The organism is Ochrobactrum sp. RH2CCR150 (genome assembly GCA_014138095.1).
Taxonomy (GTDB): domain Bacteria; phylum Pseudomonadota; class Alphaproteobacteria; order Rhizobiales; family Rhizobiaceae; genus Brucella; species Brucella gambitense.
In genome coordinates this window covers 1-24,848 of record JACGXE010000015.1, presented here as the reverse complement: position 1 = coordinate 24,848, position 24,848 = coordinate 1, and the positions used below count along the sequence as shown (strand labels likewise).

Below are 24,848 nucleotides of genomic sequence, written 5' to 3'. Positions count from 1 at the left end.
AAACGTTACGCACATTTCGGAATGGCGCAGCTCTAAAATTGAAAAAGCGGACGGTTTCCCGTCCGCTTTTATTTTTGCAAAAAGCTGGGTGCTTAATTGAACTTTGGATCGAGCGATCCATCGAGATAACGCTTTGCCATATCGGCAAGCGGGATCGGACGGATGGACGATGCATGGCCAGCTGTGCCGAACTGCTCGAAACGGTCCTTGCAAAGCTTGGTCATCGCCGCCATCGCAGGCTTCAGATATTTGCGCGGATCAAATTCGCTCGGATCTTCCTGCAGGATGCGGCGGATCTGACCGGTCATCGCCATGCGGTTATCCGTGTCGATATTGATCTTGCGCACGCCGTGCTTGATCCCGCGTTGAATTTCTTCAACTGGCACGCCCCAGGTCGGCTTCATTTGTCCGCCGAACTTGTTGATGATTTCCTGAAGATCTTCCGGCACCGATGACGAACCGTGCATGACAAGATGCGTGTTCGGCAGCTTACGATGAATTTCTTCGATCACATGCATGGCAAGAACCGAGCCGTCCGGCTTGCGGCTGAACTTGTAGGCGCCATGTGACGTGCCCATGGCAATCGCCAATGCATCGACCTTGGTTTCACGGACAAACTTCACCGCTTCGTCCGGATCGGTCAGAAGCTGGTCGTGAGAAAGTACGCCTTCTGCACCATGACCGTCTTCCGCATCACCCATGCCGGTTTCGAGCGAACCCAGAACACCCAATTCACCTTCGACAGAAATGCCGCCAAGATGCGACATCTCGCTGACGCGGCGCGTGACGGAAACATTATAGTCCCAGTCGGCCGGCGTCTTGCCGTCAGCCTTGAGCGAGCCATCCATCATGACGGAGGTGAAACCGGCCTGGATAGCCGTCATGCAGGTTGCAGCTTCGTTGCCATGATCAAGATGCACGCAAACGGGAATATGCGGATAGATTTCCGTCACTGCATCCATCATGTGGCGGAGCATAATATCATTGGCATAAGAACGCGCGCCGCGCGATGCCTGCAGAATAACCGGCGCATCAACGGCGTTAGCCGCTTCCATAATCGCCAGAGCCTGCTCCATATTGTTGATGTTGAATGCCGGTACGCCGTAGCCTTTTTCAGCTGCGTGATCGAGCAATTGCCGCAGTGTGATGCGTGCCATTTATCAGTCTCCCTACCAGTCTTAGTCAGATGCGCTCACGCGCGTAATATTCACCCAAAACATCGACTTCTTCCGCCACGCCAAACACAAGCGCGCTGCGTTCGTGATAGGCCTGCGGCACAATATCGAGGATGGGGGTTAAACCGTTTGTCGCCTTCCCGCCTGCTTCCCGGCAAAGGAAAGCAATTGGATTTGCTTCGTAAACGAGCCTCAGACGGCCCTTTTCGTAGCCGGGGCGGCGATCATCGACATAAAAGAAGAGGCCACCGCGCTGCATGATGCGGTGCATGTCGCCAACGGCAGCGCCGAGCCAGCGCATATTGAAATTGCGCCCGCGCGGACCGTCTTTGCCAAGGAAAGCATCGTTCACATAGGCCTGCATGCCAGCCGACAGATGCCGCTGAACCGATGCATTGAAGGCCAGATCCGATGTGCGGTCGGGCAAGGTCACATTGCGACGCGTGATCTGGAATGTGCTGCTTGCGGGATCGAAGGTGGCGAAAACAACGCCATCGCCCACCGAAAAACACAGATCAACGGAATTGCCGTAAGATACGTAACCGGCAGCAATCTGCCGATTGCCCGGCTGAAGGAACGGTTCCGCTGTATCGGCTGGAAAGAACGAGAAGATCGTACCGAGCGGCGCTCCCAGACCGACATTGCCGGAGCCGTCCAGTGGATCGATTGCAACGGCAATCAGACCGTCTGCCTTACCGGCAACCGGCAAATCGGCTTCTTCGGACAGGACGGATGCCACGCCAGCGGCGATCAGCAAATCGACGAACAGATTATGCGAGCCGACATCGATGCTCTTCTGTTGATCCTGATCGCTGTTGACGCCGACAAGCTTACCCGGATCGCCGGGCAGCGAGCCACGTGCGACGCGCCCGGCAAGCCTGCTCGACCCCGCCAGAATGGCTTTGAAAGCATTGGCGGTCGCAAGACGCATGGCATCCTGTCCTGCCCAACCATCGAGATAATCTGCGACGGTTTCAGCCTCAACGCGGTCACTATCACCCGCCAGAACGAGCGGCGCAAAATTGCTGGCCATAGTCATTCACCTTGCTCCAGAAGAAACTTTGCCCGCGCGACAACGCCATCGACGGTGATACCGAATTTTTCATAAAGCACGTCGGCAGGTGCAGAGGCCCCGAAGCCGTTCATGCCAATCACGTCGTCTTCGCTGTCGACATAACGCGTCCAGCCAAACTTACCGGCAGCCTCGATTGCAATGCGCGGCGCGGCGCCAAGAACGCCATCACGATAGGTTTTGCTCTGTTTCTCAAACAGATCCCAGCTCGGCATCGAAACGACGGCTGTCGGGATGCCCTGTGCACCAAGTGTCTCGGCAGCCTTTACTGCCAGCGACACTTCAGTGCCTGTCGCCAGCAACGTGATCTGACGTTCACCCTGTGCCTCGCGCAGCACGTAAGCGCCCCGTGCAGAGAGATTTTCACCATTGTCGGTGCGCAATTGCGGTACATTTTGACGCGAAAGCGCCAATGCAGAAGGGGTATGCGGATCGGAAACGGCGATCGCCCAGCACTCAAGGGTTTCAATCGTATCTGCAGGACGGAAGACATGAAGGTTGGGCATGGCGCGCAAGCTTGCCAGATGCTCGACCGGTTGATGGGTTGGGCCATCTTCGCCAAGACCGATGGAATCATGCGTCAAAACATGGATGACGCGAACGCCCATCAGCGCTGAAAGACGGATGGCATTGCGCGCATAATCCGAAAACACCATGAAAGTGCCGCCATAAGGGATAAAACCGCCATGCACGGCCAAGCCGTTCATCGCTGCACCCATCGCGAATTCGCGCACACCATAACTCACATAACGACCGCTCTTTTCCGGCGTGAAGTCGCTGTCGACAGCGGCAACGCGGGTCAGATTGGAATGCGTCAGGTCGGCGGAGCCGCCGATCATTTCTGGCAGCGCTGCCGTCAGGCTTTCCAGTGCAATCTGGCTTGCCTTGCGGGTTGCAACATTCTGCGGCTTGTCGATCAGGCGCTGCTTGGCGTCGCTGACCGCCTGTTCAAAGCCTTCCGGCAAAATGCCAGCCATACGGCGGTTGAATTCCGCACGTTGGGCTTCTGGCAAGGCATCGACGCGTTTTTGCCAGGTTTCCCGCTCGGCAGCACCGCGCGAACCGGCCGCACGCCATACATCGAGCAAGGGAGCCGGAATTTCAAAGGCTTCGGCAGTCCAACCGAGCGCCGCTTTGGTCGCCGCATTTTCGGCAGATCCCAAGGGCGCTCCGTGAACACCGCTGGTTCCTGCACGGTTCGGAGAGCCGTAACCGATAACCGTTTTGAGCGCGATCAGCGTCGGACGTTCCGACTGCGCCTTGGCGCGGGTCAACGCCGCATCGATAGCATTATGATCGTGACCATCGACCTTTTCGACATTCCAGCCACATGCCTTGAACTTGGCCGGAATATCGTCGGTAAATGCAATGGCAGTGCTGCCGTCGATGGTGATGCCATTGTCGTCATAGAGCAGGATCAGCTTGCCCAGCCGCAGGTGACCGGCAAGCGAGACCGCTTCTTGCCCGACGCCTTCCATCAGGCAACCATCGCCACAAAAGACATAGGTACGGTGATCGACAACGTCTTTGCCGAACTGGTCAGTCAGTGCGCGCTCGGCAATCGCCATACCAACGGAACTCGCCAGTCCCTGACCCAAAGGTCCGGTGGTCAACTCAACGCCGGGCGTGTGCCCATATTCGGGATGGCCAGCGGTTTTTGAACCCCACTGACGGAAGTTCTTCAATTCCTCAATCGTCACACCCGCATAACCGGTGAGGTAGAGTGCGCTGTAAAGCAGCATCGAACCATGACCGTTCGACAACACGAAACGGTCGCGATCAGCCCAGTTGGGATTGGCCGCATCGAATTTCATATGCTTCGAGAACAGGACCGCCGCGGCATCGGCCATACCGAGCGGCATGCCTGGATGGCCTGAATTCGCTGCGTCAACGGCGTCTATTGAAAGCGCACGGATGCAGTTTGCCAGTTGCAGCATGTCGGATACGGGCGAGGCGAAATTCATGGCGGCAACCTCCTTGCCAAGCACTGATTTTTTGCCTGCAGCACGCGTATTCGTAAGAAAGGTCAGCAGGCATCAGCCCACTAACATCATCCTGAGATATTAACAACGTCGCTTATAACATTATAACGATTTAAATGTTATTTTGTGTGCAACTTTTTTATTTCGTGATTTTCGGTCTTTTTATCATCTCTTTGTAAATATTACATATTCTCGGCCCGGCACCATTTTGGTGAATCCGGGCCAAACTATGTTATAAAGCAGATCAGCGCATCATCGCGGCCACATTTCCTCCGTCTACCGTCATCACAGCACCCGTTGACGTGCGCACTTGCACCAGATGCAGCACAGCCTCCGCAACGTCTTCGCCTGTGACCTCACGATTGAGCAGATTGCCCCGCATGTAAACTTCCGGTGTGACACCACGCGCACGAGCACGCTCTTCCACCATGGCATCCGTCATCAGCCCTGTCCTGATCCGGTCCGGATTGATTGCATTAACCGTTATGCCGTCGCTCGCATGTTCCAGAGAATATTGCCGCATCAGCGCCATGAGCGCCGCTTTCGACGTTCCGTAAGGTCCAAAATCAGGGCCTGGATTGACGGCCTGCTTGCTCACATTGAAGACGATGGAACCTCCGGTGCCCTGACGCTGCATCACCTTGACTGCGGCACGCGCAATATAATGATGGCTCCAGAAATTGAGATCGAAGGCCGCCTTGAACAGCCCGTCATCCACTGCAGTCAACGCGCCCTGAAACGCTGCCCCTGCATTGGAAACCAGAATATCGACGCCGCCCAAGGCTTCCACAACACGCGAGATCGCCATTTCGGCAGCGTCGGCGTCAGTGAGATCGCAGGCAACAGCGAGACCGCCCAATCGTTTCGCTTCTGCGCAAACACGATCCGCATCGACATCGATCAGCGCTATTTCCGCGCCCTGACTTTTGAGAAGTTCCGCAACTGCGAGACCGAGGCCGCCTGCACCGCCCGTTACAACGGCCACCTGCCGGGTGAGCGGCTTTTCTGTCTGCTTGGCGAGCTTGGCTTGCTCCAATGACCAGTATTCAATATCAAAAAGGTCTTCTTCCGAGAGAGCCTCGAACCGGTCGATACCTTCTGCGCCGCGAATGACCTCAATCGTCGCTTCCGCGACGTCAGCACAGATACGCGCGGATTTCTGCGTTGAACCGGCAGCGAAAAGACCAACACCTTCGACATAGAAAACACGCGGCATCGGGTCGAGCATTTTCTTGCCGCCGCCAACACGGGCATTGTTGCGCTCGAAATAGGCCTTGTAGTCGGCAGCATAAGCGGCCACCGCGTCCTTGACCATCTTTGCCCAACCGTCGACATCGTCGGCGTGCGGGCCAGGAAGGGCGATGCCATAACGCTTGATATGAATGACATGCTCCGGCGTAGCATTCCCACGTCGCACGAGATCGGCAACATTGGACGCTCCGCAGAAGTCGAGAATGTCATCGTTGGAACGATGCTCAATGACAAAGCGACGCGGACGCCCCTCGCCCGCACCAGGCAAAGCTATCGCGCCACGCAGTATCGGTGCGATATCGGCAACAGAGGCCAAAGCCGCAGCGGGCTTTTTTGTGCTTGCGCTGCCGAACGGACGCGGATTGCCTTTCGCAATACGCTTCTCGGCGCGGTCGATGGCAGCAATCATATTTTCATAAGCAATGCGTGGGTCTTCCGACCATGTAAAAATACCATGTTTGAGCAAGATCATGCCGGGAGCGTCCGGCTGCGCCGTAAACGCCTTGAGACAGGCTTTCGACAAGTCGAAGCCTGGCATAACATAGGGAACGATGATCATTTCCGGAAACGCTTCGCGGATGATTTCCTCGCCATGCGGCTGATTTGTCAGTGCGACTATCGCATTGGCATGGGTGTGGTCTACGTGCTTGAACGGCAAGATTGCATGAAGAATGGCTTCGACAGAGGGATTGGGCGCAGCCGGATCGAGCAATAATCGTCGCTGCAACATGACCATATCATCATCCGAAAGCCGCTCGTAATTCACCATCGCTTTCAACGGTTCCAGATGCAGCGCCGGCAGACCCGCCGGTTCGATCTTGCCCATATCCCAGCCGCTGCCTTTGACGCAAAGCACGTCAACCGGGCTACCATCATGATCGGTCAGGACGGTCTTGACGGAGGTATTGCCGCCGCCATGCAAAACCAGATTCGGCTCCGAACCGAGCAGCCGCGTCGTATAAGTACGGATAGCGATGTCGCGATTCACTCCCGCCTTCACATATGCGCCGACGATTGTGTCGAATTCCGCCTCAGACCATGTCGATTTCATCTGCTGTTTTCCTAACTGTCGGTCCGCAGCCTGCAGCTGAAGACACGCCGTTGCATCCACGGAAAACGACGGTTTTCCACGACGCAACAAAGACTTCTGGAGATTACTCCTCACTTCATATACAATTGACACCATAGACTGACATTCGTCAACTCGAATAAGCATCTTGTTGATTAAAAGCATTTTCTATGCAACTCAGGCACACAGCAGACGTCGGGACGACATCAGTCAACTAACAGGGCAAAGTCAGGAATTGAGTATGACATCGGACGATTTGACGCCGACGACGCATGCCATCCCCGCCGAGTTCGACGACGCCATCGTCTGGGCCGCCTGGCTTTACTACGAAAACCAGCTCACCCAGAACGACATCGCCAAGATCGTTGGTGTATCGCGCGCGACAATCGTCAATTACCTGCAAGAAGCGCGGCAAAGAGGTGTGGTGCGGATTCTCATGAATTCCGAAATCCTCACCCGCACCAACATCGCTCGCAAACTGGCCGCCAAATATGGGCTGGCAGAAGCGCTCGTCATTCCAACCGACAAGTCTGTCACCACGCAAGAACGGCTGAATGCTTTGGGCGCTGGCGGCGCTCGCCTGATCGAGCGGATGGTCGCGCCCGGCGAGACTATTTGTGTGTCCTGGGGACGCACCGTTCTGGCTATTGCCGATGCTATTTCGCTGCCGCGTCCCGTTGAAGGCCTGACCGTGGTTCAGGTGACGGGCTCGTCGATCGGCAAACGTGAATTCTCAGCAGAGCTTTGCACATCGATCCTGGCACGCAATATCGGCGCGACAAGCATCAATATGCTTGCTCCTGCGGTTCTCAGCACTGCTGCACTCCGTGATGCGCTCATGGGCGAACCCATTCTCCAGCGCCAGTTTGAACTGATCGCCCAGTCAGACATGATCGTGTTTGGCGTCGGCGGACTAGCGGCAGAGAGCACAATGCGCGTGGCTGACGTAACCAGCGATGAGGAAATCGATGCCTATGCCAAAGAAGGCGCGGTTGCCGTTTTGATCTGCCGGTTTCTCGACCGGGACGGCAAACAGATCGTGCGCGATCTCGACCGACGGGTCATCGGCATTGAACTGGATGAACTGCGCAGCGTGCCGAGCAGGCTTTGTGTGGCGGGCGGCAAGCAGAAGGTCGAAGCCATACGCGCTGTTCTTGCAGGCGGCTACGCCACCCATCTGGTAACCGATGTCGAAGCTGCGGAATTGCTGTTAGCCGGTTGAACGAAGATGAAGCGAGCTGGCTACCCAGCTCGCCTGTTTTGAATCAGTGCTTGATCGGCGCACTGTTCATGAATGCCAGCGTCTCTTCGAACGAACGAATGCCTGCATCCGAACCAAGTCCGGTGGCCACCAGAGCGGCCGAAGCCTGCGCGAAGTTCAGTGCTGTTTTCAAGTCCATCTTGCGATGAAGCGCGGTGATAAACCCGGCATCGAAAGCATCGCCGCAACCCGTGGTATCGACGACTTCAATCTGGAATGCCGGCTGGCTCAGCGTCTCACCCGATGCACCCATAAAGCACACGCCGTCGCCGCCAAGCGTGAACACGCAATGTTTCACACCACGGTCTAGGAAAAAGCGGCCTGCCCCTTCAACATCCGATGCCCCGGAAATCTGACGTGCTTCTTCGATGGAGGGCATGAAATAATCGATATGGGGAAATAAAGGTGCAATAAGATCAAGTGTGCCTTCATTCGCGCCCAGCAGATCAAAAGTGGTGGTCCGTCCGCGAGCCTTGGCTTCAGCGAGCAGTTTGCGGCTTGGTTCTCCATCGAGTTTAGCCAGCAGGCCGGTGCCCCCCAGATGAACAATGGGCGGTGCCAGAACCGCATCGAGAGCGCTGTCGGCAATTTCAAAATGATCGGATGCACCACGCGCGTGCAAGGCAGGCCGGTCTCCGTTGCGCCGGATGTTCAAAATGGTCGAAGATGTCGGCACACCTTTCAGGCGCTGCATTTCGGTTGTATCCACACCGAAGCGCTGGAGCGTTGCAATGACGAAGTCTGCCTTTTCGTCATCACCCACAGCGCCAACGGCAAGACAGTTCAAACCGAGCTTCGCGAGGTCCACAACCGTTCCCCCCGCAGTACCAGCGACCGTCAATCTGATTTCGTCAATGAACTCCACATTGCCGCCGGGCGGAATGGCATCGACCGGTCGCCCGAGGACATCAAGAATATAGAGCCCAACGACAGAAACATCATGAGACATGAAAACCCTCCCAAAGAATAAAGCAAGGCCAACCCAGCGCCGCCCGGCGGCACAGAGACGGCTTGAAGACAGTTAGCCGCGATTGCGCAGCGCGAAGATCGTACCAGCGAGCAGAATGAAGAACCCCACTACGGCCAGCTGCAAGGTGCTGGGAATGCCAACGAAAATCAGCACATTGCTGACGAGTGTTATCAGCAACACACCGAGCAGCGTCCCAACGACGGAACCCGAGCCGCCAGTGATACGCGCGCCACCCAAAACCACAGCAGCAATGATTTCCAGTTCCATTCCCGCCAGATCGAACGGATTGGCGAGCCGGTTGCTCGATACGTGAACCACACCTGCGATCCCTGCCAGCAGCCCGGCATAGGCAAAGACGAATACCCGTACACGAAAAAGGTTGATACCGAGCCGCTCGGCAATGGATGGATTGCCACCCATGGCGAAGATAGCGCGACCCATCAGCGTGCGTTCAAGGATAAACCATGTCGCTACGGCCGCGACCAACAGAACCAGCACGGTTGCGGGCAGCACCGACACCACGCCGTTTGATGCGTGGTGGGTGAAAAGAGAAGCTTTTCCAAAGGCGTCCATTGCCGCTGGAATATTCATGAACAGGGCCGTGCCAACGAAAGTCAGCAGAAAACTACGGATTACATATTGGGTGCCAATGGTAACGATCAGCGATGGAGCTTGAAGTTTCTGCACCATCACGCCGTTGAGTGCCCCAAATGCCGCTCCACCCAAGGCGGCGAGGATCAAAATGATCGTCATCGGCATCTCGGGGAACCAGTTGGTGACGATCATCGTCAGCGCATACATGACGAATGCAGCAATGGCAGTGAATGACACATCAATGCCGCCAGACGCCAGAACTACGAGAACACCCATCGCAAACAGCCCGCGCACAACAGATGCGCGCAGGATATCGACGATATTGCTCATTTGGAGAAAATCGGGATTTGCGGCTATCACGATCAGGCAAGTGGCGACCGTCAGAAGAAGCGTGAAAATTTCCGGCCTGCGCCCCATCAAATCCCACAGCCGTGTCGCAAAGCCTCGAGGTTGTGTCTGGGAAGTGGTCGCCGATACGATCTCGGTCATTGTACAACTTCCTTTGCGTTCCCAACTGCTGATGTGCTGGCCATGGATTGATAGATCGCATCCTCTGTAAGCCCGTCCGCATTATGCGTCGCAACGATGCGTCCCTGACGCATAACAATGATGCGGTCGCAGTTTTGCAGCAGTTCCGGCAGGTCATCGGAAATGATGATCACGCCCATGCCATCATCGGCAAGACGTTGAATTATACGGAAAATTGTGTCTTTCGAGCCAACATCCACGCCGACAGTTGGCCCATGCAAGATCAGCAATTGTGGATTGATAGTCAGCCAGCGACCTATCAAAACGCGCTGTTGATTACCGCCGGAAAGCGACTGCACGGGGATCGACACATCCGGGGCTACAATCTGGAGATCGGCCACGCTTTTTTCTGCCACAAGGCGCGCCTTGCGCGAGGAGATAATGCCGAGCGCATTCTTTAAACGATTAAGGATCGGAAGCGTGATGTTGTCCTGTATCGGCTTTTCCAGAAACAGCCCTTCAGTCAGGCGGTCTTCGGGCACATAGCCAATCCCATATTCGATAGCTTCAGCGGTTGATTGTGGCGCGATTTCTTTGCCGTTCAGATAAATTTTGCCTGAAATCGATGGTTTGACGCCCGCAAGCGCCAGCGCCAATTCATTGCGGCCTGAATCGAGCAACCCGGTAACGCCAAGGATTTCGCCTTTCCGCAAACTGAATGAAACATCGCGAAACGTTCCTTCATCCCCGAGCTTTTCAAGCTCCAGCATTGTTTCGCCGAGTTTCGGTTCCGTGCGATAGCGTGTTTCACTGATCTCACGCCCTGTCATCCAGCGACTGAACTCCGCCTTGCTATGACCTGCAACATCGAGTTCAGCTACTTTCAACCCGTCGCGCATGATGATTGCCTTGCCACCGAGCGATTTGCATTCATCGAGCTTGTGGGTGACAAAAAGAACCGCAACGCCGTTGTTTCGAAGACGTTCAACCACACGCAGCAGATTGTCGACTTCCTGACGCGTCAGCGATGTTGTCGGTTCATCCATGATAACAAGCCGCGCCTCTGAGGCCACAGCCCGTGCAATCGCTACCAACTGACGGGTTGCAAGCGGCAACGTATCGGTTCTGCGGGTTAAAAAGGTGCGATCAGTCGGCAGATGCACTTCGGCAAGAGCCCGCTGTGCGGTTTCATAAAGCGCCGTCACATTAAGTCTGCGTGCAAGTCGTCCGCCCGCCTCGACAAGCTGCTCGGTAAAGGCGACATTTTCGGCTACCGACAGATTGGGAAGCAGCGACAAGTCCTGATAAACAGTTTCGATCCCCGCGCGCAATGCGCCGATCGCGCCAAGATCGCCAGCACATTCGCCGGTCGGTTGGCCATCGATAAGCATCTGGCCTTCATCTGCGCGCTGGGCACCCGATAATATCTTGATCAGCGTGCTCTTGCCGCAGCCGTTCTCGCCCATCAGATGATAGATCTGCCCCGCTTCTATAACGAGGCTGATTTCTTTGAGTGCTTTGACACCGCCAAACGACTTCTTGACGTTCCTGACTTCAAGAAAAGGGGGCGCTGAACGGGGTGTGGCAATGGTGACGTGCATGACGAATTCCTGAAATTCTCAAGACAATTTCCCCCGGGGCTGCGGTGGTGCAACACAGCCCCGGAAGCAAGCGTTGGCGCTTATGCGCGATTAGAACGGGAAGTTCTTGTAGTTCGATTTGTCGACATCGACCCAGGCCTGGCCCTGGATGATGACGCCTTTGCCCGGTCCCTTGACCACAGTCATCTTCTCGTAACCCGGCACGCCAAGATTGATGCCGTCCTTGATCTCTTCTCCCTTGAGCACGAGGTCAGCGACCTTGTTCATGACGTAGCCTGCGTCCTTCGGATCCCAGAAGAAGATCTGGTCAACCGCGCCGCTTTCCAGATAGGGACCCGTGTCCTTTGGAAGACCGAGCCCGTAAACGCAGGTCTTGTCCTGAAGCCCTGCTTCTTCCACCGCACGGCCGATACCAATCACGTCAATGGCGGACGAACCTTGGAAGCCTTTGATATCCGGATATTTGCGCAGGATTTCCTTGGCTTTTTCATAGGCGCGGTTGGCGTCGTTGAAGGATTCATTCTTCTCCGCGACAAGCTGCATATCCGGGTACTTCTTGGCGTTTTCAGCGCCTGCATCAACCCACTGGTTATGGGTCAGACTGCCGAGAGACCCCACAAACGAAGTCCACTTGCCGGACTTGCCCATGCACTCGGCAAGCTTTTCATTGATACGTGCACCGAACGCCTTGTTATCGAAAGCTTCGATATCGACATCCGTATTCTTGAGGCTGTCACCTTCATGGGTGATGACCTTGATCCCGCGCTGGGAAGCACGGCGCAGCACGCCTTCAAGCGACGACGGGTCCATTGGAACGACCGCAATTGCCGATACGTTCTTGGCCACAAGGTCTTCGATGATGCGGGTCTGCTGGGCGGCATCGGCTTTTGCAGGGCCGATCTGGCTGGCGCTTACGTTAGGGTTGTCTTTGCCATAGGCATCGACACCTTCATTCATGCGAATGAACCAGTTTTCGCCTGTGACCTTCACCACCGTGACGATGGATGGCTTGTCCTGGGCAAAGGCTGCCCCGGCCATGACGGCGCCTGCAAGCATCGTGCAGGCAGCTAGTTTGGAAATCGTGCTCATATTTCTCCTCCATTGATATAAGCAAATTGCATTCAACACTTCACACCAACGGCCTGGAGAGAACCTCCCAATTCAAGCCCATGGTGAAATCTGTCATCGCCGCTTCGGCTGCAACCAGTAACCGAGGTGCACCCGCGCCGAGGCCAAAAGGGCCAGCAGCAGAACTCCCCAGGCGAGGTCGCGGAAAAAGTTCGAGATATTCATGAAGTTGAACAGGCTGGACAGTATCTGCAGCGCAGTCGCAGACAGCAGCACACAAATGACCTTGCCATATCCGCCCTCCGGCTTCACGCCGCCCAGAACTGCAATGAGAATTGCGATCAGCACATAAGAGCCGCCATAGTCCCATTTGACCGAGGAATTGCGCGCGGCAATGATGATGCCGGCGACCGAAGCCAGCACGCCGCAAAGCGTATAGGTCACCAGCAACATGCGCTTTTCATTGATCCCGCCATAACGGGCAGCCTTCGCATTGCTGCCAAGCAACATCAGCTTCACACCGAATGGCGTGTATTTCAGCAGAAATGCCAACACGGCTGCGATGGCCAGAAACGCTGCAAAACACATGGGAACGCCGAACACTGGCATGTTGCCGAAATTATCGAGCGGTTCGATAAAACCCATGCTGAGTGCAGAGCCATTGGTCAGAAACACTGCAAAGCCAGTAAAAAGAAGCTGCGTACCCAAGGTGGCAATCAGGGGCGTCAGCCGCGCATAGGCAATAACGATCCCGTTCAGCAACCCACCCATGATACCAATGGCAACGGCCAGACCGGCAAAGGCCCACGCAAACAAAAGCGGCGCATCATCTGCAGAGATATAATGGCGAGCGATCAGAAAGGCGACGATGCCGGAGAAATTAGCGAGTGCGATGCCCGACAGATCGATGCCGCCATTGCCCGATATCATAGCCAGCATGACGCCCAGCGCCAGAAGCCCCAGCTCAGGCACCTGCGACGCCATGGACTGCAGGTTGTAGCTGTCCATAAAGGTTGCTCCGGCCAACACGGCGCCAGCAACAAGCACGGCACAGTTAATCAACGCCAGAAACAGCGTTTGCCGATCCAGACCATACAATGACACGTCGTTTCCTCCCGCAAGCGGGGCGTCTTAGCACCCCAAACAAGCTCGCCGCCTCCACGGCCGATTGACAATTTGAATATTGCCACCCTTAATTGACATTTGTCAGAATGAACTGTCGCTTGTCAACATGTTTCATGGAGCCATCACCGAAACTTTGCGACTTCAAGCCGCAAAACCCGCATCTGTGTCAGTGAGAAAATTCTGTAATCGCCATTAAAGTTGGCATGCTCGATAGCGCGAATGCACAAGCTTCCTGCCTTTACGAAACTGGCCAGTTGCCAGCGTTGATATGCCTGCTATGAGTGTCGATACTGTTTCGACATGTTTCCAATTGGGTCTCACCTTAAGGCTCGCAATGTGCAAGGCACGGGAATGAACGAGGATTTCGGATCGCTGGATGAGGAGCTTGAACGCGCGCGCGTTGCCTGGCTCTATTTTATCGGCGGGCAAACCCAGCAGGAAATTGCGCAGCGGATGAACATCACGCGGCTCAAGGTCAACAAGATCATTGGTCATGTCCGCGAGTCTGGGCAGGTGCAAGTCAATGTAAACCTGCCACTGACCGATTGCATTGAGCTGGCCGAGAAAGTAGCGGCCCGATACGATCTCGTTGAAGCCGTCGTTGTGCCCGATCTTGACGATTATATCGAGCAAAAGCGGGTTATCGGTGAAGCCGCAGGCACTATGGCGTCGCAGCTTATTGAAGGCCGCGATATGGGTGTCGGCATCGGCTCGGGACGAAGCTTGAGTTTCGCCGTTCGCACGCTCACACTACGCCCAAAGCCGGAAAGCTGGGTTGTGGGACTAACAGGCGGCGTCACCAGCGGTTCATCGACGAATACATTTGAAGTCGCAACGGCTTTTGCCCGTGCGCTGGGTGTTGAATGCCATTACCTGACAGCGCCGATCTATTGCGCAAATCCCGAAAGCCGCAATGCGCTTTTGCTCAACGATGAGCTGACCGATGTTCTGGCCAGAACGGAAATCGCAGATATCGGGCTTGTTTCATGCGGACCACTGACGCAAGAAACATCACTAACACATATCCGGGTTGTCAAAGATCACCTCGATACGGTGCTGAAGCTCGGCGCCGTAGGGGAATTCATGGGCTGTTTTCTGGACGCCAAGGGCCAACCGATCGATCATTTCCTCAATGATTCAATCATTGCCCTGCCGCCGGATAAACTGAAACTCAAACCCGTCTCGGTTCTCGTTTCAGGTGGTCTCAATAAAATTCCAATCATCCGCGCAATTTTGCGCGGTGGTTATGTCAATCGGCTCGTCACCAATGAAGGTGTGGCCCGGGCCTTGTTGCAGGGGCCGCGTTAAGCGACATCTGCAACAAGCAACGCTCTACTTCTTCGTCACTACGGCCTGCAAGGCTTCCGCCATGGCGCGCAGCGTCACAAATGTCGAGGCTGCGCCGGGGTCGATATGACCGACCGAACGCTCTCCAAGTTTTGCAGAACGACCGCGACGCGATTCCATCGCAGCGGTCGATTTCATACCTGCCTCTGCGCCGTTGCGCGCGGCAACGAGGACGTCCAGTGTTGACTGCCCCTGCTTTGCGGCATCGGAAGCGGCGGCCACGGCGGGAACCCAGGCGTCGATCATGGTTTTATCGCCCGGTTCCGCACGACCACGATCACGAATGCCCTGGCAGGCAGCCGCCAGCCATTCGGCCACGCCCGTACCATCGAGGTTCAACCGGTTGCTGACCGCAGTGCCCGCGCGCAAGAATGCCGTTGCATAAAGTGGACCAGATGATGCACCCACCGCATCCAGAAATGCCTTGGCCATACGCTTGCAGATGGCTTCGATGGTTTCGTCGTCGGGGGCATCTTCCAGCGCGTGCTGGACCGCCTTCCAGCCGATCTCCATCGTGATGCCGTGATCACCATCCCCGATAATACCATCCAGCTCCGACAGCCAGTTTTTCTCGGCAATGATCTGTTCGCCGACATTGGCCATCATGATCTTGAAAATGGCTGGCGTAACGTCGCCGTCCTTGATCAGTTCCCGCGGCGCATCTTTGGCAGGGTCACGACTTTCCGCTGCGCGCTCGACCTTATGGCTGCGGCTTGCAAGACGTTCCTTCGGCTGTACGGCACCTACCGTCAAGGCAGGCGTATGACATGGATGGTCAAGAAGCCCTTGCAATGTATCATCCAGCTTCATAAGCGTGATGGAAGCGCCAGCCATTTCGAGGGACGTTGCATATTCCCCCACCCAGGACGCGTGGATGCTCACACCCTTACCATCAAGCAATTGCTTGACACGGCGGAACACCAGATAGAGTTCTATCTGGGATGTTGCACCAAGGCCGTTGACCAAGACAGCAACGCGGTCACCGCTCTTGAGAACCAGCTCGCTCAGTATGGATGCCATCAGTTCGTCTGTTACGGCATCGGCAGGTGCGAGTTTTTCGCGTCGGATGCCCGGCTCGCCGTGCAAACCCATGCCGATTTCCATATCCTCGTCGCCGATTGTGAAATTCGGCTTGCCGGTTTGCGGCAAGGAACACGGGCTAAGCGCCACGCCCATTGAGCGCGTCGCCTCATTGGCAGCCTGCGCAAGCGCTTCGACGCGCGCAAGAGGTTCGCCAAGATCAGCAGCGGCACCCGCAACCTTAAATACGAAAAAATCACCGGCAATGCCGCGACGTTCCGTTTTACGCTCCAGCGGTGCGGAGGCCACATCGTCGGCCACGGCCACATGCCGCACTTCCATGCCGCTTTGCGCCAATTCTTCCGCAGCCATGGTGAAATTCAAAACATCGCCAGTGTAATTCCCATACAGCATGAGAACGCCAACACCACCATCTGCCGCGCGCGCTGCTTCAGCAATATGCGACGGCGACGGCGAAGCAAAAACATTGCCGACAGCCGCAGCATCGGCCAGACCGCGCCCGACATAGCCCGCGAAGGCTGGCTCATGTCCCGAGCCGCCGCCAACGACGATACCGACCTTGCCGTCACGCGGACCGTCGACTGCCACCACGGCGCGACCGGTCTCGCCCTCGACACGCAACATGTCGGGATGAGCACCGACCATGCCTTCGATCAATTCAGCAATAATGTTTTCCGGCGCGTTTATAAGCTTTTTGGTTCTAACCTGTTCATTCATGTTCATATCTCTCATAAAATGTCAGCGGCGGATTTAGTTGGCATCGCGTCGCAGATAGCGTCGCGAGATTGCGTCAAAGGAAATAGCAAGAACCACAATCGCACCGGATACAATCCCCTGCCAATAGGGCGAGACGCCAAACAGCACGATGATATTTTCGATGATGGCGATGATGCCCGCGCCGAGGATCGCACCTATCGGGCTGCCTATACCGCCAGTCGTTGCCACACCACCAATGACCGATGCCGCAATCGGAGCAAGAACCCAGCTATCACCGATGGATGGTTGCGCTGTTCCCAGACGCGCCACCATCAAGACGCCAGCCAGCGCTGCGATAGCACCTGCCGCCACGAAGACCAGAAGACGAACACGATTGACGCGGATACCCAGCATGCGCGCACCATCGCGATTGTTGCCGATCGCGTACATATAGCGGCCAAAAGGCGTCTTCAGCATCACGAAGGTTGCAACCAGAAGTGCGACAATCATCACGAGAAACGGCACCGGAACTCCGAAAACATCGCCGCGTCCCAGAAACTGCACGTCACGCGGAATACCGGTAATCGCAACGCCGCGCGTCAGCACCAGATTGGCGCCGCCGAAAATTCCCGCCGTACCGATGGTGAGAACCAGCGAATGCAATCCAAGCACGGTTACCAGCAAGCCGTTAAGCAGGCCAAGGCAAGCACCGAGGCAAAGCGCCAGAAGCATGGCGGTATAGGGTTCAATGCCCAACTTGACCATCAGAATACCGGACGCAACGCCGCACAGGCCGCCAATGACGCCCAGCGACAGATCAAGTTCACCCAGAACCATGAGCATGGACTGCGCGATGGTGATAAGACCAACAAATGCCAATCCGCGCGCGACGACCGAAAGGTTGTACGGAGTAAGAAAATAGGGCGAAATCACTGCTGACAGGACGAAAATCACCAACAGAGCAAAGAACACTCCAGCAAGCGGCGTGCGTATCAGATTGGAAAGCGGTTTAGTTTGCATCGGCTGTTACCTCTGTTCCAAAGATCGCGCCTACGAGTGTTTCGTTGTTGGTTTCTGCGGCGTCGTATTCGCCGGTGATGCGGCCATTATGCATAGTGACGATACGGCTTGCGCATTTCTTGAGTTCGTTCAGCTCCGAGGAAACCAGGATGACGCCGACGCCCTCTTCCGCAAGATTTTTCATGATCCGGTAGATTTCGGTTTTGGTGCGGATATCGATGCCCTTGGTGGGTTCGTCAAAAATCAGCACACGCGGTCGCGTCGCCATGGCGCGCCCTATGATTGCCTTTTGCTGGTTGCCGCCCGATAGTTGCGATATGCGCTTGCCCATGCCTGAGGTGCGAATACCGTAATCGTCTATGATTTTCTGGACGATATTGCGCTCACGCCGATTGTTGATGCCCATCGCACCGCTGGTCAGTGAAAGCACGGACAGGCCGATATTCTCGCGCAACGAGAGCAGTGGAAAAATTCCGTGATGCTTACGCTCTTCCGACAGATAGAGCATACCGCCATCCACAGAACGAGACGTATCGTTCAACACCCAGTCCTTGCCTTCGACCTTCACGCTGCCTGCACGAGCCTTGAGAAAGCCGAAGATGGTTTGCATGACTTCCGAACGACCAGCGCCGACGAGGCCGGCAAAGCCCAATATCTCGCCCTTGCGAAGATCGAAGCTGACCTCTTCAAAGCGCGAACCCGACAGCCCACGAACTTCCATGATTGGCACACCGATCGGACCGGCAGGCCGGAAATGCTCATCCAGCGCGAGATCACGGCCCGACATGGCGCGGATAAGATCGGCCTCTGTCACATCGCTGATCTTACCGCTTTCAATCTTCCTGCCATTGCGAAGGACGGTATAGTCGTCACCGATCTGGAAAACCTCGTCCATCTTGTGACTGATGAAAACGATAGCATGGTCGCGGTCGAGCAGACCGCGAATGACCTTGAAAACGCGTTCCACCTCGACGCGCGTCAGTGACGATGTCGGCTCATCGAGAATAAGGACTTTCATCTGCGAATTGGTGCAAGCGCGTGCGATTTGCAAAAGCTGCTGGTCGGACACCGAAATATTGGCAACCAGCTGATGCGGATGCGCTTCGATGCCAAACCGATCCAGATAGGCTTTGGCCTCTTCCATCAACGCGGTGCGATTGACCAGAAAACCGCCGTGGCCAGTCCGATTGAAAGGCATAAACAGGTTTTCGGCCACGCTCATCTGCGGGAACAGGGTTAGTTCCTGCGGAACATAGGCCACGTTCTTGAAAAGCGCTGGATCGGATACAGGATCGCGCCCGCCGATCAGAACCTGACCGCGCGAAGCTTGATCGGTCCCCGTCAGTATTTTGACGAGGGTCGATTTACCTGCACCGTTCTCGCCAGCGAGAATATGAGTGCGCCCGAGCTCAATCTTGAGATCGACGTCATCCAAAGCGGTTACGCCAGGGAAATCCCTGCCGAGGCCACGTGTTTCAAGATAAGCCATGAGGACATCCTGGACTGCATTGGATAAAGAGAGCGCGGAGAAACTCCGCGCCCCTGTAGCGTGATCGGTGAGATCAGTTACCTACGTTTTCTTTTGTCAGGAATGCGTTGCCGGTATCGATATAGCCCGGCACCGGAGCGCCGGTTGCCTGCGCCCAGAGCATCATGACCGACCAATAGCCCTGCAGTTCCGGCTGCGACGCCGAGGAGCTGTCGGCAACGCCATTGCGGATCATGTCCAGCATTTCCGGCAGGTTGTCGAGGCCGACGAGTGTGACCTTGCCCTGCTTGCCAGCTTCGACAATAGCCTGACCGATACCGATCGGACCGGCAGCATCCGATGCGACCCAACCCTTCAGATTTGGGTTGGCCTGCATGATTGCAGCAGCCTGCTGCTGAGCGGTTTCGATGCTGTCATTGTCGATGCCTTCGGCAACGACCTTGATGCCCGGATGCTCGGCGAAGACCTGACGGTGACAATCGGCACGGATGGAATGATTTGGCGCCGTCGGCACACCCATCATGATCGCGACCTCGCCTTCACCACCGAGAACTTCGACTAGACGGCGCGCGGCAATCTTGGCCTGCTCGCAGAAGTCGGAACCAATATGCGTAATTGCCATGCCTTCCGGCGGAACGGAATCGAACAGCACAAGCGGAATCTTCTGACCCTGCGCTTCTTCAAGCGATGCACGATTGCCAGAAGGATCGAGCAAATCGAGCGCCAAACCATCGGGACGCGTCGCCAATGCACTGTCGATGATCTGGTTCTGCTGAACGACATCCGCACTTTGCGGTGCCGAATAGACGATTTCAACATTCGCGCCGGTCTGCGCCTTGAGCGCTGCAGCAGCCTGCTGCGCGCCGTCATTCACCTTGTCGAACCAGGGATGGACGACCTTCGGCACGATAACGAAGCGATAGCTATCCTTCTTCGTCGTTCCCGGCGCATCCTGCGCAATCGCGACGGTAGGCAATGCAAAGGCGGCAAGCGCCAGCAAAGTAGCGAATTTTTTCATTAGATTCCTCCCTAAGCAAAATCAGGCCAGGCAACCTCACCTGCCCGCAAATCGATGTGCGAAACTCCATGGTTCCCATTTCGCACAACATGATCCTCCGATCATTTACAACTGTATTCTGAAAATTACAAGAGTTTAAGGCGCTGCTCGTTGCCCCTCAAATTGGGTATTCACTGCTTTGATCACTTCAGTGCATTCGCAATCCACACCTTCAGCCGAATAGAATTTAGGCAACCGATTGTTTTCATTGATCTCTTCGAGAGCGCATAATTGAGCGCTCATCTCTGCAGTCATCGCCTCAAATTTCGCCTGATTGACATATGTCGAGCTGTGTCTGAATAATGTAAAGTAGAGGAGGTGATTGCGCTCCGGCTCTGGCGATTGTCAGGCTTGAGGTTGCGACTGTTCTTCACGCCTTACCCGGACTGTTATCATCAGCTGCGATTTACGGATCGTAGGCGATTAAAAAATTCAGAGCTTGGCGCTCTATCATCTGACTGGAGGTCGTATGCAGCGCTTTATCAACAATCCCGACGAAGTCGTTGAGGACACCGTAAAGGGTTTTGTCAAAGCCCATTGTGACATTGTGCGCCTTGCTGAAAACCCGCGTGTCATTGCATCCAAGGATGCGCCCATCGCTGGCAAGGTCGGCGTCGTGACCGGCGGCGGATCGGGCCATGAACCGGCATTCATCGGATATACCGGCAAGAACATGCTCGACGCCGTGGCAGTCGGAGAATTGTTCTCATCGCCAACAGCCAAGAGCTTCCACGACGCCATTCGTGAATCAAATGGCGGAAAAGGCGTTGTGGTTCTCTACGGCAACTATGCCGGTGACAACATGAACGTCAAAATGGCGGCAAAGCTCGCGTCAAAAGACGGCATCGAAATTGCCACCGTCGTTGCCAATGACGATGTCTGCTCCGCGCCCGCCGACGAACGGGAAAAGCGTCGCGGTGTAGCGGGCGAAATCTTCATGTGGAAAATCGGCGGCGCCAAAGCCGCATCTGGCGCAACGCTGGAAGAAGTGCGCGCAACAGCGCAAAGAGCAATCGACAATTGCCGGTCTATCGGCGTCGGTCTTGGTCCCTGCACTCTGCCAGCTGTCGGCCACCCGAATTTCGAGATTACACCGGGCACAATGGAAGTCGGCATCGGCCATCACGGTGAACCCGGCGTTCGTGTCGAACAGCTCAAGACAGCAGACGCGATAGCCAGAGATATGTGCCAGATTGTTCTCGACGATCACAATCTTGCCGAAGGCACAGAAGTCGCTGTTCTTGTATCCGGCCTTGGCGCAACCCCGCTCAATGAGCTTTATATTCTCAATGATACGATCGAGACGGAAATCACCGCACGCGGCTTGAATATCCACCGCACCTATATCGGTAATTACTTCACCTCACTCGAGATGGTCGGCGCAACACTGACGATCATGGCGCTCGACGATGAGCTGAAGCAACTGCTCAATGTCGAAGTGCGTTGCACAACCATTCTGTAAGGAGAAAGCCGTGCAGACCCTGAACAATGCAAAGGCCGGCGACATTGTGCTCACCATGGCCGAACGGATCGTGGAAAACCGCGCCTATCTCAGCGAGATCGACGGCAAGATTGGTGATGGCGACCATGGTGTCAACATGGCCAAGGGCTTCAACATGGCTGCCGAACGATTGAAGGGCAAAAGCGAAACGCTCGCTGCCTCGCTCGATACGCTTGGAACCGTTCTTCTGACTGAAATTGGCGGTTCTATGGGACCGCTTTACGGCGTGATGTTCACTGAATTTGCGGAGAAGATCGACGGCGTGGAAGAAATCGATCCGGCCACGTTCAGCCGCATGCTGCACGCCGGTCTGGAAGGTACTCAGTCCATCGGCGCGGCGAAAGTCGGCGACAAGACGCTGCTGGACACACTGGTCCCAGCCATTGAGGCATTCGATGATGCGAATGCTTCAGGAGTGTCTTTTTCCGACGCGCTTGATGCCCTCGTACAGGCAGCCGAAAAAGGGCGCGATTCCACCATCGATCTCGTGGCCAAAGTGGGCAGAGCAAGCCGTCTCGGTGAGAGATCATTGGGTGTGCTCGATGCAGGAGCGACATCATGCGCGATCATCTTGAAAGAGCTGGCGCAGGGCGCGCGTGAACGTCTGCATTAGCTGTATCGAGAAAGTGGGTGGTCCGTTTGCCTTAACAAGCGGATCATCCTTCCTCTTTCAGAAGGCACAACGATACCGAAACAAACAGCAAGAGGATCGTTGCAGACAAATGGCGCCAAAAGGAAGAACATCGACCAGCAAAACAGGTCAGACGGAACCAGCCGACGCGATCCCTCTTCGATACGGCGACGACCCTCATGTGTGGGCGTGCTGGCTTTATTACGAAGACGGTCGCACACAAGGCGAGATTGCCGAAATCATGGGCGTCTCGCGTGCGACTGTTAACAGTTACCTTGCGGATGCACGTCATCGCGGTATCGTCAACATCTCAATCGAGCCATCGCGGCTTTCCTCTCTCACCATAGCCCGGGAACTGAAGCGCCATTTCGGTTTGACCGACTGTCTGGTGGTGCCGAATGACGATGGAAGTCGTGCACTCATCGACAGGCTCGGTGCGGCAGGCGGTCAGGCAATCGCTAGACTGCTGAAATCCGGCGATACGCTTGCTGTTGCGTGGGGACGCACCATACTGGCGATTGCGCAAAACACGCATGTTTCCAGTCGGCAGGACGTCACTATTGTGCAGGCCACTGGTGGTATGCGATCAAGCTTCGACTACACGCCCGAATTATGCGCCGCAGCGCTTGCGCGTGCGACAAACGCACGCCTTATCACCATAACAGCCCCGGCAATCGTGACCAGCGCCGAAGTTAAGGCAGCGATTGTTGGCGAGCCATTCATAGCAGAGCAATTCGAGGCATTGGCGCGCGCCAACAAGGCGCTTTTCGGCATCTCGTCGGTGAGACCCAATTCGACACTCCACGCGAGCGGCTTTTTCGAAGATATGGCTATTCAGGCCTACATGGCCAAGAATGCGGTGGGTGTCATGGCGGGACGCTTCATCGATGCGTACGGCCAACCCATTTCCGGCCCGCTTGATGAAAGAACCATCGGCATCAGCCTCGATATGCTGCGCAGCATAGAAATGCGCATCGCGGTAGCAGGCGGCTTCGACAAGGTGCCCGCCATACTCGCCGCCTTGCGCGGCGGCTATATCACTGTTCTGATCACTGATGCTGCGACGGGGCGCGGTATTCTAAACGCGGATGGTGCTAGCGATATCGACGACAGGCTTTCCCGCAGGCCGCGTCTTGAAGCGACGACATCCACGACTGGAGAGACGCGCCGTCACATCAAAAAATTCCTGAATAATCCCGATAATGTGGTTGAAGAAATGCTGGATGGCGTCATCAAGGCACATTCATCCTACATCGTACCGATTGAGGGCTCCAAACGCGCACTCATGGCCAAAACGGGACCGCGGTCAGGTAAGGTTGGCCTCGTGATCGGCGGCGGCGCAGGGCATGAGCCTTGTTTTGTGGGATATGTCGGCAAGGGCCTTGCAGATGCGGTCGCAATCGGCAACGTCTTTTCATCTCCGCCACCTGCACAGATCCTGAAATGCGCCAAGGCTGCATCAGGCGGAAAAGGTGTGCTTTTCCTCTATGGAAATTATGTCGGCGATGTCATGAACTTCGAGATGGCTGCCGAACTTGCACAGGACGCAAACATTCCAACGCGAACCGTTGTAACGACAGACGATATATCCTCGTCCCCGATAGAAGACAGAGATGGCCGCCGTGGGGTGGCGGGCAATTTCTTTGTTTTCAAAATGGCGGGCGCTGCTTGTGATCGTGGCCTGTCACTCGATGCATGCGAAGCCGTAACCCGCAAAGCCAACCGGCGAACCTACACAATGGGTGTCGCACTGGAAGCCTGCTCTCTCCCCCAGATCGGGCATCGAAATTTCGAGATTGGTGTGGACGAGATGGAGTTTGGCATAGGGATTCACGGGGAACGAGGCGTTCTGCGTGAAAAACTGTTGCTCGCCGATGAAATTGTCGACCGGATTATGGACAGGATATTTTCAGAGATGAAAACGTCTCCCGGTGATCATGTGGCAGTCCTCATCAATTCCTTCGGTTCGACACCCCTCGTAGAGCTATACGTTTTGTTTCGACGCGTCGAGCAGCGCTTGAGTGCGAAAAAGGTGGTGATTGCTGCAAGCTGGATCGGCCACTACTGCACATCATTGGATATGAATGGCGCATCGATCTCTATTCTGCATCTCGATCAAGAGCTATCCGACCTTCTTTCCCATCCATGTGACACGCCTTTTCTCAAGATCGGCCAGATCAGTTAGCGGCCAAAGCGGCGTGTTTTCGAAACTGGCGATGTGCCCAAACGTTGGCTTTCATGGAGCCAACTCGTCAAACAATGGCCCCAAGCCGTCACAGCGATAAAGCACGGCGACGGCTTTTCAGGGCCGTTATCTCAGCGGATTGGTGTTGGTTGTTGATTGCCACTGAGAACTGACCCAGCGGGGTTGCGGACAAAAACTTGGACTGATTTTACGTCACAAAGCCAAGACTGTTTCGATATTCGATT

At 55.6% G+C, this 24,848-nt stretch carries 18 protein-coding genes; 5 read left to right on the top strand and 13 right to left on the bottom strand.

The window, feature by feature from the left end; genetic code table 11:
* Positions 1 to 92: 92 nt before the first annotated feature.
* The 4 genes from fba to FHW03_RS21480 form a co-directional block, all read right to left on the bottom strand.
* Positions 93 to 1,157, bottom strand: a complete 1,065-nt coding sequence (fba, locus tag FHW03_RS21495; RefSeq protein WP_182522499.1) for a class II fructose-bisphosphate aldolase — start codon at positions 1,155 to 1,157, stop codon at positions 93 to 95.
* Between the two features lie 25 nt (positions 1,158 to 1,182).
* Complete coding sequence (locus FHW03_RS21490; RefSeq protein WP_182522498.1) at positions 1,183 to 2,214, bottom strand: class 1 fructose-bisphosphatase; 1,032 nt, start codon at positions 2,212 to 2,214, stop codon at positions 1,183 to 1,185.
* Entirely contained in the window at positions 2,211 to 4,211 is a 2,001-nt protein-coding gene (gene tkt / locus FHW03_RS21485) for a transketolase (protein ID WP_182522497.1), read from the bottom strand. Before tkt ends, FHW03_RS21490 begins: the two co-directional genes overlap by 4 nt.
* A 262-nt stretch (positions 4,212 to 4,473) precedes the next feature.
* On the bottom strand, positions 4,474 to 6,531 hold the full coding sequence (locus FHW03_RS21480) for a bifunctional aldolase/short-chain dehydrogenase (protein ID WP_182522496.1): 2,058 nt from the start codon (positions 6,529 to 6,531) through the stop codon (positions 4,474 to 4,476).
* A 259-nt stretch (positions 6,532 to 6,790) separates the two neighbouring features.
* Between FHW03_RS21480 and FHW03_RS21475 the strand changes: the two genes are divergently transcribed.
* On the top strand, positions 6,791 to 7,771 hold the full coding sequence (locus tag FHW03_RS21475) for a sugar-binding transcriptional regulator (protein WP_182522495.1): 981 nt from the start codon (positions 6,791 to 6,793) through the stop codon (positions 7,769 to 7,771).
* A 43-nt stretch (positions 7,772 to 7,814) separates the two neighbouring features.
* Here FHW03_RS21475 and FHW03_RS21470 read toward each other — a convergent pair whose 3' ends face one another.
* The 5 genes from FHW03_RS21470 to FHW03_RS21450 all read right to left on the bottom strand — a co-directional run bounded on the left by FHW03_RS21470 (position 7,815) and on the right by FHW03_RS21450 (position 13,615).
* A complete protein-coding gene (locus tag FHW03_RS21470) occupies positions 7,815 to 8,759 on the bottom strand; it encodes a sugar kinase (RefSeq protein ID WP_182522494.1) in 945 nt (314 codons plus the stop codon).
* Positions 8,760 to 8,831: 72 nt separating this feature from the next.
* Positions 8,832 to 9,863 (bottom strand): ABC transporter permease, encoded by a 1,032-nt coding sequence (locus FHW03_RS21465; protein ID WP_182522493.1) that lies wholly within the window; start codon positions 9,861 to 9,863, stop codon positions 8,832 to 8,834.
* Complete coding sequence (locus tag FHW03_RS21460) at positions 9,860 to 11,443, bottom strand: sugar ABC transporter ATP-binding protein (protein WP_182522492.1); 1,584 nt, start codon at positions 11,441 to 11,443, stop codon at positions 9,860 to 9,862. Before FHW03_RS21460 ends, FHW03_RS21465 begins: the two co-directional genes overlap by 4 nt.
* Before the next feature lie 90 nt (positions 11,444 to 11,533).
* Positions 11,534 to 12,532: an autoinducer 2 ABC transporter substrate-binding protein gene (locus tag FHW03_RS21455; RefSeq protein WP_182522491.1), complete on the bottom strand. Its 999-nt coding sequence runs from the start codon at positions 12,530 to 12,532 to the stop codon at positions 11,534 to 11,536.
* A 93-nt stretch (positions 12,533 to 12,625) separates the two neighbouring features.
* Positions 12,626 to 13,615: an ABC transporter permease gene (locus tag FHW03_RS21450; protein ID WP_182522490.1), complete on the bottom strand. Its 990-nt coding sequence runs from the start codon at positions 13,613 to 13,615 to the stop codon at positions 12,626 to 12,628.
* 372 nt (positions 13,616 to 13,987) lie between these two features.
* On the opposite strand from FHW03_RS21450, the gene FHW03_RS21445 reads away from it, so the two are divergent.
* Positions 13,988 to 14,944 carry a sugar-binding domain-containing protein gene (locus FHW03_RS21445; RefSeq protein ID WP_182522489.1) on the top strand — a complete coding sequence of 319 codons (957 nt, stop codon included), beginning with the start codon at positions 13,988 to 13,990 and terminating at the stop codon, positions 14,942 to 14,944.
* Between the two features lie 24 nt (positions 14,945 to 14,968).
* Here the strand turns inward: FHW03_RS21445 and dhaL (FHW03_RS21440) are convergent, their stop codons facing one another.
* The 4 genes from dhaL (FHW03_RS21440) to FHW03_RS21425 form a co-directional block, all read right to left on the bottom strand.
* Positions 14,969 to 16,741, bottom strand: a complete 1,773-nt coding sequence (dhaL, locus tag FHW03_RS21440; protein WP_182522488.1) for a dihydroxyacetone kinase subunit DhaL — start codon at positions 16,739 to 16,741, stop codon at positions 14,969 to 14,971.
* Between the two features lie 33 nt (positions 16,742 to 16,774).
* Positions 16,775 to 17,740 carry an ABC transporter permease gene (locus FHW03_RS21435; RefSeq protein WP_182522487.1) on the bottom strand — a complete coding sequence of 322 codons (966 nt, stop codon included), beginning with the start codon at positions 17,738 to 17,740 and terminating at the stop codon, positions 16,775 to 16,777.
* The gene (locus tag FHW03_RS21430; protein WP_182522486.1) at positions 17,730 to 19,229 is read right to left on the bottom strand and encodes a sugar ABC transporter ATP-binding protein; all 1,500 of its coding nucleotides are present in this window, start codon (positions 19,227 to 19,229) and stop codon (positions 17,730 to 17,732) included. The genes FHW03_RS21435 and FHW03_RS21430 overlap by 11 nt, the downstream gene beginning before the upstream one ends.
* Before the next feature lie 73 nt (positions 19,230 to 19,302).
* Entirely contained in the window at positions 19,303 to 20,247 is a 945-nt protein-coding gene (locus FHW03_RS21425) for a substrate-binding domain-containing protein (RefSeq protein ID WP_182522485.1), read from the bottom strand.
* Between the two features lie 508 nt (positions 20,248 to 20,755).
* On the opposite strand from FHW03_RS21425, the gene FHW03_RS21420 reads away from it, so the two are divergent.
* The 3 genes from FHW03_RS21420 to FHW03_RS21410 all read left to right on the top strand — a co-directional run bounded on the left by FHW03_RS21420 (position 20,756) and on the right by FHW03_RS21410 (position 24,603).
* Complete coding sequence (locus FHW03_RS21420; RefSeq protein ID WP_182522484.1) at positions 20,756 to 21,748, top strand: dihydroxyacetone kinase subunit DhaK; 993 nt, start codon at positions 20,756 to 20,758, stop codon at positions 21,746 to 21,748.
* A gap of 10 nt (positions 21,749 to 21,758) precedes the next feature.
* Positions 21,759 to 22,400 carry a dihydroxyacetone kinase subunit DhaL gene (gene dhaL, locus FHW03_RS21415; protein WP_182522483.1) on the top strand — a complete coding sequence of 214 codons (642 nt, stop codon included), beginning with the start codon at positions 21,759 to 21,761 and terminating at the stop codon, positions 22,398 to 22,400.
* A gap of 109 nt (positions 22,401 to 22,509) precedes the next feature.
* Positions 22,510 to 24,603 (top strand): bifunctional sugar-binding transcriptional regulator/dihydroxyacetone kinase subunit DhaK, encoded by a 2,094-nt coding sequence (locus tag FHW03_RS21410; protein ID WP_182522482.1) that lies wholly within the window; start codon positions 22,510 to 22,512, stop codon positions 24,601 to 24,603.
* Positions 24,604 to 24,848: the final 245 nt, after the last annotated feature.